This is a genomic window from Hydrogenophaga sp. (genome assembly GCF_051007235.1).
GTDB lineage: Bacteria > Pseudomonadota > Gammaproteobacteria > Burkholderiales > Burkholderiaceae_C > Hydrogenophaga.
Window position 1 is genome coordinate 1 of the sequence record NZ_JBPCSJ010000377.1, and the last position, 9,614, is coordinate 9,614.

Here is a 9,614-nt window from a genome sequence, read left to right on the forward strand (position 1 = left end):
CCGGCAGTTCCACCGCTCGCACAGCCACTGCGCCAGGCCGATGTGGTCCGGGTGCATGTGGGTGACGATCACGCGCAGCACGGGCAGGCCGTCCAGCTCGTGGGCGAAGATCTGTTCCCACTGCGCCTGGGCTTCTTCGCGGTGGATGCAGCAGTCCACCACCGTCCAGCCGTCCACGCCGTCCAGCGTGTCGCGCAGCAGCCAGAGGTTGATGTGGTCCAGCGCGAACGGCAGCGACATGCGGATCCATTTCACGCCCGGTGCGACCACCAGCGTGCGGCCGGGCTCGGGCAGGGTGTCGCCCAGCGGGTAGTGCAGGCGGGCTTCGAGCTGGTCCTTGGTGGGTGCGGTCATGCGGGGCTGGCCTTCCGGGGTGGTTCCGTTAAACTGACGTGACGTTGACGTAAACGTCAAGCTCCAGTGCATTCTAGGGAGCGAACCCCCCGGCGGCTGTCCGGCAGCCGACACCCCCTCGACGACCATGGCGACCCCACAGACCTACACCATCAGCGACCTCGCGCGCGAGTTCGACCTGACCACGCGCGCCATCCGCTTCTACGAAGACATGGGGCTGATCCAGCCGCAGCGCGAAGGGCCGGGCGGCCGCAACCGCGTCTACAGCGCGCGCGACCGCACGCGGCTCAAGCTCACGCTGCGCGCCAAGCGCCTGGGCCTGAGCCTGACCGAGGCCAAGGACATCATCCAGATGTATGACAGCCCGCGCGACACCGGGCCGCAGCTGCGCAAGTTCCTCAGCATCCTGGCCGAACACAAGCGGCAGATCGAAGACCAGCTGGCCGACCTGACGGCCAACCTGGACGAAGTGAAGGTGCACGAGAAAGAGGCGCGGGCGCTGCTGGCCAAGGTGGAGAAGGCCGACAAGGCCTAGACTCGATCACTTCCCCGTTGTCAGGAGCCGGCCGATGAGCCTCGTCGCCACCATCCTCATCGCCTTGCTGGCGCTGATCCACGTCTACATCCTGGTGCTGGAGATGTTCCTGTGGGACACGCCCAAGGGCCGCAAGGCTTTCAACCTCACGCCCGAGTTCTCCGCCGCCAGCAAGGTGCTGGCCGCCAACCAGGGGCTGTACAACGGCTTCCTCGCGGCCGGGCTGTTCTGGGGCCTGTGGCTGGGCGACGAGGGCTTCAGCGTGAAGGTCTTCTTCCTGGCCTGCATTCTGGTCGCCGGCCTGTACGGCGCGGCGACGTCCAGCCGCAAGATCCTGTTCATCCAGGCCGTGCCGGCGGCGCTGGGGCTGCTGGCGCTCTTCCTCTCGCGCTGACCCCGGTCCTGGGCGTCAGCCCTTGTCGGCTTCGTCTGGCCACACCACCTTGCCCTGGCCGGCATCGTTGATGCGCGCCACCAGCGCGGCGGCGTGGGCTTCGGGCAGTTGCAGCGTCACCGTGACGCCCTCGCCGTGCAGGGCTTCCAGCAGCTGCGCGTCGTGCGCGCCCAGTTCGCGGCGCAGCCAGCCTTCCAGCGCATAGGGCAGCACGCAACGCAGCGTGGTCAGCCGGATCACGGGCACTTTCACCGCCCGCAGCAGCGCCTGGGCCACGCTGTCGGTGTAGGCGCGCACCAGGCCGCCCGCGCCCAGCGGCGTGCCGCCGTAGTAGCGCACCACGGTGGCCAGCACGCCCTCCAGGTCCTGGTGGCGCAGCACCTCCAGCATGGGCCGGCCGGCGGTGCCGCCGGGTTCGCCGTCGTCGTTGGCGGCCGACTGTCCGCCCGCCATCAACGCCCAGCACACGTGCGTGGCGCCCGGGTGTTCGGCGCGCAGCGCCGCCACGCGGGCCAGCGCGGCTGCGCGGTCGGGCACGGCTTCCACGCAGCCGATGAAGCGGCTTTTCTTGATGGTCAGGTCGCTGTGGACCGGGGCTTGCAGGGCGTAGGGCATGGGCGCCTGAGCATAGCCCGAGCGCTTGAGGGTTGACCCCCACTTGCCGGCGACGGACCGGCTCGGCCATAATTGACGTTTACGTAAACGTAAATCAAAACCATGACATCCACGACCGATACCGAAGCCCTGCGCCTGCGCGTGCAGTCCAGCCTGGACCGCCAGGGCATGATGCAGCAGCTGGGCGTGCGCCTGCTGGTCGTGGCACCCGGCACGGTGACGCTGGCGCTGCCGTACTCCGAGCGCGTGACCCAGCAGCAGGGCGGCTTCCATGGCGGTGCCATGGGCGCGCTGGCCGACATCGCTGGCGGCTACGCGGCGCTGACCGTGGCGCCCGAGGGCATGGAAGTCACCACCGTCGAATACAAGATCAACTTCCTCGCGGCCTTCCGGGGCGGCGAGCTGCAGGCCACCGGCCTCGTGACCAAGGCCGGCAAACGCATCATCGTCACCACCGCCGAGGTGGTGCACGTGGCGGCCGACGGCAAACGGTCCGACTGCGCCGTGATGCAGCAGACCCTGGTGCCCGTGCCCAAAACCTATTGAACCTTCCACGCTCAACGGAGACATGAACATGACCAACCTGCCCGGCCTCAACTTCCAGCTCGGTGAAGACATCGACGCCCTGCGCGACGCGGTGCGCGATTTCGCGCAGGCCGAGATCGCCCCGCGCGCGGCCGAGATCGACCGCACCGACCAGTTCCCCATGGACTGCTGGCGCAAGATGGGCGAGCTGGGCGTGCTGGGCATCACCGTGCCCGAGCAGTACGGTGGCGCCAACATGGGCTACCTGGCCCACATGGTGGCCATGGAAGAGATCAGCCGCGCCAGCGCCTCGGTGGGCCTCTCGTACGGCGCGCACAGCAACCTGTGCGTGAACCAGATCAACCGCAACGGCACCGATGCGCAGAAGGCCAAGTACCTGCCCAAGCTGATCAGCGGCGAACACGTGGGCGCGCTCGCCATGAGCGAACCCGGTGCCGGCTCCGACGTGATCAGCATGAAGCTGAAGGCCGAAGACAAGGGTGGTTACTACCTGCTCAACGGCAGCAAGATGTGGATCACCAACGGCCCGGATGCCGACACCCTGGTGGTTTACGCCAAGACCGAACCCGAGATGGGCGCGCGCGGCGTCACGGCCTTACTGATCGAGAAGGGCATGCCCGGTTTCAGCATCGCGCAGAAGCTCGACAAGCTGGGCATGCGCGGCAGCCACACCGGTGAGCTGGTGTTCCAGAACGTCGAGGTGCCTGCGGAAAACATCCTGGGCGGTCTGAACATGGGCGCCAAGGTGCTGATGTCGGGCCTGGACTACGAGCGCGCGGTGCTCACCGGCGGGCCCCTGGGCATCATGCAGTCCGTCATGGACAACGTGATTCCCTACATCCACGACCGCAAGCAGTTCGGCCAGAGCATCGGCGAGTTCCAGCTGATCCAGGGCAAGGTGGCCGACATGTACACCGTGCTGCAGGCCGCGCGCAGCTTCGCCTACACCGTGGCCAAGAACCACGACCTGCTGGGCACCGAGCATGTGAGACAGGTGCGCAAGGACTGCGCTTCGGTCATTCTGTGGACCGCCGAGAAGGCGACCTGGATGGCCGGCGAGGGCGTGCAGATCTATGGCGGCAACGGCTACATCAATGAGTACCCGCTGGGCCGTCTGTGGCGCGACGCCAAGCTGTACGAGATCGGCGCTGGCACGAGCGAAATCCGCCGCATGCTGATCGGCCGCGAGCTGTTCGCCGAGACTTGCTGAATGTGGCCCCCACGCTCCGCCGCTGCGCGGGTCGCTGCCCCCCTCGGGGGCGCGAAGTCAGCTTGGGGCGGCCCGGCGCTGAATTCATCTCCCGCGCGGTGACGGTGCGTGTCGCCTAGGTAACATCGCCGCATGAGCACCTCCATCCAGACCCTGATCGACAACAACCGCCGCTGGGCCGCCGAGACCGAGCGCGACCGCCCCGGCTATTTCAGCCAGCTGGCGCAGCAGCAGAACCCCAAGTACCTGTGGATCGGCTGTTCCGACAGCCGGGTGCCGGCCAACCAGATCCCCGGGCTGGAGCCGGGTGAAGTCTTCGTGCACCGCAACGTGGCCAATGTGGTGGTGCACTCGGACCTGAACGCGCTGTCGGTGATCCAGTTCGCGGTCGAGTACCTCAAGGTCGAGCACATCCTGGTGGTGGGCCACTACGGCTGCGGCGGCGTGCTGGCCACGCTGCGCGGCGCGCGCGTCGGCCTGGCCGACAACTGGCTGCGCCATGTGCATGACGTCAAGATGCGCCACCGCAAGCGCCTGGACCACCTGCCCGTGGCGGTGCAGGAAGACGTGCTGTGCGAGATGAACGTGATCGAGCAGGTGGGCAACGTGGCGCTGACCAACGTGCTGCAGGACGCCTGGGCGCGTGGCCAGAAGGTGTCGGTCCACGGCTGGTGCTACGGCCTCAAGGACGGGCTGGTCAAGGACCTGGGCGTGAGCGTGAGCGAGCGTGAAGAGGTGATGCCGGTCTTCCGCAACGCGCTCAAGCGCTACCCCCGCGCCCAGACCTGAGGCGCTGACAGGCCATGTTCCCCCAGCGGCTGGACTCGACCGTGGCCTACGACATCGCGAAAGCGATGATGGACGGCTTCAACCGCCACTACCGGCTGTTCCGCACCGAATCCGCGCGCGCCAAGCACCGCTTTGAAACGCGCGACTGGCTGGCCCAGCAGCGAGCTCAGCGCGAGCGCATCGAGTTCTACGACCTGCGGGTGCGCGAATGCGTGCAGCGCCTGCACAAGGAATTCAAGGCCGACCAGCAGCCCATGGACGTGTGGGAGCAGGTGAAGCTGCATTACATCGGCCTGCTGGTGAACCACCACCAGCCCGAGCTGGCCGAGACCTTCTTCAACTCGGTCACCACCAAGATCCTCCAGCGCGCCTACTTCCAGAACGACTTCATCTTCGTGCGCCCGGCGGTCTCCACCGAGTACATCGAGAACGACGAGCGAGGCGCGCTGCCCACCTACCGCTGCTACTACCCGACGCCCGCCAGCATGCAGGCCGAGGTGCGCCGCATGGTCGAGGATTTCGACCTGCGCGTGCCCTTCGACGACCTGGGGCGCGACGCCGGCCTGGTGCTGGATGCGATGCGCCAGCGCTTCGACCACGTCAAGCTGCGCGCGAACTTCCAGATCCAGGCGCTCTCGGGCCTGTTCTACCGGAACAAGGGCGCCTACGTGGTCGGCAAGATCATCAACGGCTTCCAGGAGGTGCCGTTCGCGCTGCCCATCCTGCACGACCACAACGGCCGCCTGGTGATCGACGCCGCGCTGTTCGGCGAAGACGACCTGCTGATGCTGTTTTCCTTCGCGCGCGCCACCTTCATGGTCGACATGGAAGTGCCCAGTGCCTACGTGCAGTTCCTGCGCAGCCTGATGCCGCGCAAGCCGCGCGCGGAGTTCTACAACGCGCTGGGCCTGGCCAAGCAAGGCAAGACGCTGTTCTACCGCGACTTCCTCGCGCACATGCGCCACAGCACCGACCGGTTTCGCATCGCGCCCGGCATCAAGGGCATGGTGATGCTGGTGTTCGATCTGCCGAGTTTTCCCTTCGTGTTCAAGGTCATCAAGGACTTCTACCCGGCGCAGAAGGACACGACCCGCGAGCAGATCCGCGGCAAGTACCTGCTGGTCAAGCAGCACGACCGCGTGGGCCGCATGGCCGACACGCTGGAGTTCTCCGAGGTGGGCTTCCCGCGCGACCGCTTCACCGACGAGCTGATCGCCGAGATCCAGAAATTCGCGCCCAGCCAGCTGGAGATCAGCGACCGCGACGGCGACGGCACCACCGAGGTGATCCTCAAGCACTGCTACATCGAGCGCCGCATGATCCCGCTCAACCTGTACCTGCAGGAAGCGTTCGACGCGCTGCAGGCCAACGCGGACGACACCGCCGCCCGGTCGCAGCTCGAACGCGCCGTGGTGGAGTACGGCAACGCCATCAAGGACCTGGTGGCCGCCAACATCTTCCCCGGCGACATGCTGTGGAAGAACTTCGGCATCACGCGCCACGGCAAGGTCGTGTTCTACGACTACGACGAAATCGAATACATCACCGACTGCAACTTCCGCCGGGTGCCCGCACCGCGCAACGAAGAAGACGAGATGAGCGGCGAGGTCTGGTACGCGGTGGGCAAGCACGACGTGTTCCCCGAAACCTTCGGCCCCTTCCTGCTGGGCAACCCGATGGTGCGCGAGGTGTTCATGCGACACCACGCCGACCTGCTGGACGCCGCCTTCTGGCAGCGCCACAAAGAACGCATTGCCGCCGGACATGTCTACGACGTTTTCCCCTACGAACGCGACCGTCGCTTCCATGTGCAGGCTGGCAAAGAACTGCTGAACTGATCCCTTTTCCCTTCATCCATCTCCGGAGACTTGAACATGAGCCAGAACACCGATCCCGTTGTCATCGTCGGCGCCGCCCGCACCCCCATGGGTTCGTTCCAGAGCGACTTCGCCGCGCTGTCTGCCCACGACCTGGGCGGCGTCGCCATCAAAGCCGCGGTTGAGCGCTCGGGCGTGCAGGCCGGGCTGGTCGACGAAGTGCTGTTCGGCAACTGCCTGATGGCCGGCCAAGGCCAGGCGCCTGCGCGCCAGGCCGCGCTCAAGGGCGGGCTGCCGCTGTCCGCCGGTGCGGTGACGATGTCCAAGATGTGCGGCTCGGGCATGAAGGCCACCATGCTGGCGCACGACATGCTGCTGGCCGGCAGCGCCACTGTCATGGTGGCGGGTGGCATGGAAAGCATGACCAACGCGCCCTACCTCATGCTCAAGGGCCGCGGCGGCTACCGCATGGGCCACGACAAGATCTACGACCACATGATGCTCGACGGCCTGGAAGACGCCTACGAAGCCGGCCGCAGCATGGGCACCTTCGGCGAAGACTGCGCCGCCAAGTACAGCTTCACCCGCGAGCAGCAGGACGCCTTCGCCATCGCCTCGGTCACGCGTGCCAAGGCCGCGACCGAGAGCGGCGCCTTCGCCAAGGAGATCGCGCCCGTCACGGTCAAGGACCGCAGCGGCGAGCGCGTCGTTTCCGTGGACGAAGGCCCGGGCAAGGTCAAGCTCGACAAGGTCACCTCGCTCAAGCCCGCGTTCAAGAAGGACGGCACCATCACCGCCGCATCCTCGTCGTCCATCAACGACGGCGCCGCTGCGCTGGTGCTGATGCGCGAATCCACCGCCAAGGCCCAGGGCCTCAAGCCGCTGGCGCGCATCGTGGCGCACGCCACCCACGCGCAGGAACCCAACTGGTTCGCCACCGCGCCGGTGGGCGCCACGCAGAAGCTGCTGGCCAAGACCGGCTGGGCCGTGGGCGATGTGGACCTGTGGGAAATCAACGAAGCCTTCGCCGTCGTGCCCATGGCGCTGATGACCGAGCTGTCGATCCCCCACGAGAAGGTCAACGTCAACGGCGGCGCCTGCGCGCTGGGTCACCCCATCGGCGCGTCGGGTGCCCGCATCCTGGTGACGCTGCTGCACGCACTGCAGGCCCATGGCAAGCACAAGGGCGTCGCCACGCTGTGCATCGGTGGCGGCGAAGCCACCGCCATGGCGGTGGAATTGGTGTAACACCCCCTCGCCGCCTTCGGCGTCACCCCCTCAAGGGGGCGCCACTGGCGGCCCGGCCAAGCCGGTTCCGCGGTGGCCCTCGATAACACCCTTCTCCAAAATGCCATGAGCACAGTTCTTGTCATCGGCGCGTCGCGCGGCCTCGGCCTGGAGTTCGTGCGGCAGTACCGCGCAGCGGGCGACCGCGTGATCGCCACCGCGCGGGACGACGAGGGGCTGGAGCGTTTGCGTGCGCTGGGGGCCGAGCCCATGCGGATGGACGTGGCCCAGCCGGCCAGCGCCAGCGGCCTGTCGTGGCAGCTCGATGGCGAGAAGCTCGACCTGGCGCTGTACGTGGCCGGGGTCATCGACCGCGGCAACGCCACGTCCCCGCCCACGCAGCAGGCCTTTGACCGCGTGATGCACACCAACCTGCTGGGGCTGATGCAGGTGCTGCCCCAGGTCATGCCCATGGTCGAGGCGGCGGACGGCGTGTTCGGCGCGCTCTCCAGCAGCATGGCGCAGATCGGCCCTGTGGGCGGCAGCAACAGCTGGCTCTACCGCGCCAGCAAGGCCGCGCTGAACATGGCGGTGAGCAGCGCACGCTTTGACTACCCTGCCGCCCTGCTGGTGGCGCTGGACCCCGGCTGGGTGCAGACCGACATGGGCGGTGCCGGCGCACCCCTGACCGCCGAAGCCAGCGTGCGCGGCCTGCGCACTGTGCTGGCCGGCCTGACGGCCGAAGACAACGGACGACTCATCCACCACGACGGCCGCCGCGCCAGCTCGTGGTGAATCTCCCACCGACCACAAGAGACACAACATGCTGCTGACCCAAGACCAGGAAATGATCCGCGACGCCGTGCGCAGCTTTGCGCAGGAACAGCTGTGGCCACACGCCGCCAAGTGGGACAAGGAACACCACTTCCCCAAGGACGTGCACAAGGGCATTTCCGAGCTGGGCGCCTTAGGCATCTGCGTGCCCGAAGAACTGGGCGGCGCGGGGCTGGACTACCTGACGCTTGCGCTGGTGCTCGAAGAGATCGCCGCCGGTGACGGCGGCACCAGCACCGCCATCAGCGTGACCAACTGCCCTTACAACGCCATCCTCATGATGTACGGCACGCCGGCGCAGCAGCAGCAGTGGCTGGTGCCGGCCGCGCGGGGCGACATCCTGGGCGCCTTCTGCCTGACCGAGCCGCACGTGGGTTCGGACGCCTCGGGCATGCGGACCACGGCGGTGCGCGAGGGCGACGAGTACGTCATCAACGGCGTCAAGCAGTTCATCACCTCGGGCAAGAACGGCCAGGCCGCGGTGGTCATTGCCGTGACCGACAAGGGCGCCGGCAAGAAGGGCATGAGCGCCTTCATCGTGCCCACCGACAACCCGGGCTGGCAGGTCGCGCGGCTGGAAGACAAGGTCGGCCAGCACAGCAGCGACACCGCGCAGATCAACTTCGACAACTGCAGTATCCCGGCACAGAACCTGATCGGCCAGGAAGGCGAGGGCTACAAGATCGCCCTGTCGGCGCTCGAGGGCGGGCGCATCGGCATCGCGGCGCAAAGCGTGGGCATGGCGCGCAGCGCGCTGGACGTGGCCATCGCGTATGCCAAGGATCGCCAGAGCTTCGGCACCGCCATCTTCAACCACCAGGCCGTGGGCTTTCGCCTGGCCGACTGCGCCACGCAGCTGGAGGCCGCGCGCCAGCTGATCTGGCACGCCGCCGCGCTGCGCGACGCCGGCCGCCCCTGTCTGAAAGAGGCCGCCATGGCCAAGCTGTTCGCCAGCGAAGTGGCCGAAAAGATCTGCTCCGCCGCTCTCCAGACCCTGGGCGGCTACGGCTACGTGAACGACTTCCCGGTCGAACGGATCTGGCGCGACGTGCGGGTGTGCCAGATCTACGAAGGCACCAGCGACGTCCAGAAAATCATCATTCAGCGAGCGCTGTAAGCAGGCCCACCCCCGCGCCGCCTGTGGCGTCACCCCCTCAAGGGGGCGGCACTGGCGGCCCGGCAAAGCCGGTTCCGCGGTGCCCTTGCATTAACTGCCCCTCACTCACCAAAAGCCACTCCGTCGCGCGTGCCTCATTCCAGGATGCGGTGGAACCGGATTTGCCGGGCCACTCG

General features: G+C 67.3%; 11 protein-coding genes. 9 read left to right on the forward strand and 2 right to left on the reverse strand.

Annotated elements, in window-relative coordinates; all coding sequences use genetic code 11:
• The coding region (locus ACR2JA_RS13485; RefSeq protein ID WP_434009593.1) for an MBL fold metallo-hydrolase at positions 1-354 on the reverse strand (354 nt) is incomplete at its 3' end.
• Positions 355-481: 127 nt separating this feature from the next.
• On the opposite strand from ACR2JA_RS13485, the gene ACR2JA_RS13490 reads away from it, so the two are divergent.
• Positions 482-889, forward strand: a complete 408-nt coding sequence (locus tag ACR2JA_RS13490) for a MerR family transcriptional regulator (RefSeq protein ID WP_434009594.1) — start codon at positions 482-484, stop codon at positions 887-889.
• Positions 890-923: 34 nt separating this feature from the next.
• Positions 924-1,283, forward strand: coding sequence for a DUF1304 domain-containing protein (locus ACR2JA_RS13495; RefSeq protein ID WP_434009595.1), 360 nt, complete (start codon positions 924-926; stop codon positions 1,281-1,283).
• A 15-nt stretch (positions 1,284-1,298) separates the two neighbouring features.
• Here ACR2JA_RS13495 and ACR2JA_RS13500 read toward each other — a convergent pair whose 3' ends face one another.
• Positions 1,299-1,898 carry an IMPACT family protein gene (locus ACR2JA_RS13500; RefSeq protein WP_434009596.1) on the reverse strand — a complete coding sequence of 200 codons (600 nt, stop codon included), beginning with the start codon at positions 1,896-1,898 and terminating at the stop codon, positions 1,299-1,301.
• A 102-nt stretch (positions 1,899-2,000) separates the two neighbouring features.
• Between ACR2JA_RS13500 and ACR2JA_RS13505 the strand changes: the two genes are divergently transcribed.
• The 7 genes from ACR2JA_RS13505 to ACR2JA_RS13535 all read left to right on the forward strand — a co-directional run bounded on the left by ACR2JA_RS13505 (position 2,001) and on the right by ACR2JA_RS13535 (position 9,438).
• A complete protein-coding gene (locus tag ACR2JA_RS13505) occupies positions 2,001-2,444 on the forward strand; it encodes a PaaI family thioesterase (RefSeq protein ID WP_434009597.1) in 444 nt (147 codons plus the stop codon).
• Between the two features lie 22 nt (positions 2,445-2,466).
• Complete coding sequence (locus ACR2JA_RS13510; protein WP_434009598.1) at positions 2,467-3,654, forward strand: isovaleryl-CoA dehydrogenase; 1,188 nt, start codon at positions 2,467-2,469, stop codon at positions 3,652-3,654.
• A 132-nt stretch (positions 3,655-3,786) separates the two neighbouring features.
• Positions 3,787-4,443 (forward strand): carbonate dehydratase, encoded by a 657-nt coding sequence (can, locus tag ACR2JA_RS13515; protein ID WP_434009599.1) that lies wholly within the window; start codon positions 3,787-3,789, stop codon positions 4,441-4,443.
• Positions 4,444-4,457: 14 nt separating this feature from the next.
• A complete protein-coding gene (gene aceK / locus ACR2JA_RS13520; RefSeq protein WP_434009600.1) occupies positions 4,458-6,281 on the forward strand; it encodes a bifunctional isocitrate dehydrogenase kinase/phosphatase in 1,824 nt (607 codons plus the stop codon).
• A 36-nt stretch (positions 6,282-6,317) separates the two neighbouring features.
• Positions 6,318-7,508 (forward strand): acetyl-CoA C-acyltransferase, encoded by a 1,191-nt coding sequence (locus ACR2JA_RS13525; RefSeq protein WP_434009601.1) that lies wholly within the window; start codon positions 6,318-6,320, stop codon positions 7,506-7,508.
• A 105-nt stretch (positions 7,509-7,613) separates the two neighbouring features.
• Positions 7,614-8,282: an SDR family oxidoreductase gene (locus ACR2JA_RS13530; protein WP_434009602.1), complete on the forward strand. Its 669-nt coding sequence runs from the start codon at positions 7,614-7,616 to the stop codon at positions 8,280-8,282.
• 28 nt (positions 8,283-8,310) lie between these two features.
• Positions 8,311-9,438 (forward strand): acyl-CoA dehydrogenase family protein, encoded by a 1,128-nt coding sequence (locus tag ACR2JA_RS13535; protein ID WP_434009603.1) that lies wholly within the window; start codon positions 8,311-8,313, stop codon positions 9,436-9,438.
• Positions 9,439-9,614: the final 176 nt, after the last annotated feature.

What these genes read in the sequence shown, in the direction of transcription:
- aceK (WP_434009600.1), top strand. Translation starts at nt 4,458, where the DNA reads ATGTTCCCCCAGCGGCTGGACTCGACCGTGGCCTACGACATCGCGAAA.
- ACR2JA_RS13500 (WP_434009596.1), bottom strand. Translation starts at nt 1,898, where the DNA reads ATGCCCTACGCCCTGCAAGCCCCGGTCCACAGCGACCTGACCATCAAG.
- ACR2JA_RS13505 (WP_434009597.1), top strand. Translation starts at nt 2,001, where the DNA reads ATGACATCCACGACCGATACCGAAGCCCTGCGCCTGCGCGTGCAGTCC.
- ACR2JA_RS13510 (WP_434009598.1), top strand. Translation starts at nt 2,467, where the DNA reads ATGAACATGACCAACCTGCCCGGCCTCAACTTCCAGCTCGGTGAAGAC.
- can (WP_434009599.1), top strand. Translation starts at nt 3,787, where the DNA reads ATGAGCACCTCCATCCAGACCCTGATCGACAACAACCGCCGCTGGGCC.
- ACR2JA_RS13535 (WP_434009603.1), top strand. Translation starts at nt 8,311, where the DNA reads ATGCTGCTGACCCAAGACCAGGAAATGATCCGCGACGCCGTGCGCAGC.
- ACR2JA_RS13495 (WP_434009595.1), top strand. Translation starts at nt 924, where the DNA reads ATGAGCCTCGTCGCCACCATCCTCATCGCCTTGCTGGCGCTGATCCAC.
- ACR2JA_RS13490 (WP_434009594.1), top strand. Translation starts at nt 482, where the DNA reads ATGGCGACCCCACAGACCTACACCATCAGCGACCTCGCGCGCGAGTTC.
- ACR2JA_RS13530 (WP_434009602.1), top strand. Translation starts at nt 7,614, where the DNA reads ATGAGCACAGTTCTTGTCATCGGCGCGTCGCGCGGCCTCGGCCTGGAG.
- ACR2JA_RS13525 (WP_434009601.1), top strand. Translation starts at nt 6,318, where the DNA reads ATGAGCCAGAACACCGATCCCGTTGTCATCGTCGGCGCCGCCCGCACC.